This is a genomic window from Mesorhizobium sp. dw_380 (assembly GCF_018588885.1).
In the GTDB taxonomy this organism is placed as follows: Bacteria; Pseudomonadota; Alphaproteobacteria; order Rhizobiales; family Rhizobiaceae; genus Mesorhizobium.
Genome location: NZ_JAFFIW010000140.1, coordinates 1 through 762, shown reverse-complemented (window position 1 = coordinate 762; position 762 = coordinate 1). Strand labels below are relative to the sequence as shown.

The window sequence follows — 762 nt, the reverse complement described above, 5'->3', positions numbered from 1 at the left end:
GGACCATTCGCGTATTCTTCAACAAGTATCCTCGGTGAAGATCGCCAAATATGCTTCCCACCCAATAGGTAGGTGGTATGTTCGGCTAACTCATCGACGGTGCTGCATAATCGCACACCGATGCTGCCGCTGCCTATGGCTGGCTTCAGAATCACCGGCAGGCCGATCTCGGCGGCAGAGATTTCAACCTCCGCTGCATTCGCTGCTAAGCGATAAGCAGGTATTGGAATGCCGGCCTCCGCGAGGAGCTGACGTTGAGTAAATTTGTCGCAGCATTGTTCAATCGATGCGGGGTTCGGTCCCGGTAGATCGAAATGCAGGCAGAGCTTGCCAACTGTCGCGTAGATCGACTCGTCGTCGCCCGCAAAGCCAGTAATGCCAGCAATGTCATACGTCGCACGTAGCCGCGAACATTCGTGAATCAGCGCATCGAGATTGTCTGTATCGACACGGATTGTCTCGACACTTTCCGCCGCAAGGTAGTCATACCGAGCAGGATCAGCCGACAGGGTAATTGGATGGAAACCAAGACTCTGGGCCGCTTGGACGTATCGCAGACCAATTACCCTATGACCTTCAACTAGGATAAGCGCTCTCGTTGCTCTTGGCACCCATTTCTCCATTGCGAGCTGCGGCGGTCCGGGCGTAAACAGGGTATTAGCCTCTTTCAGCGCGCCTGACCTCAGATTTAAGATGAACCTATAACCTTCAGGGACTTGCGCTCGCAAAGATTCTATAAATTTATTTGAAGCATTTGTTGCA

Annotated in this window: 1 protein-coding gene; it reads right to left on the bottom strand. The window is 52.6% G+C overall.

Going from position 1 to position 762, the window contains the following annotated elements:
* On the bottom strand, positions 1-623 hold a 623-nt coding region (locus JT360_RS33270; protein ID WP_502845508.1), incomplete at its 3' end, for an ATP-grasp domain-containing protein.
* Between the last annotated feature and the right edge of the window lie 139 nt (positions 624-762).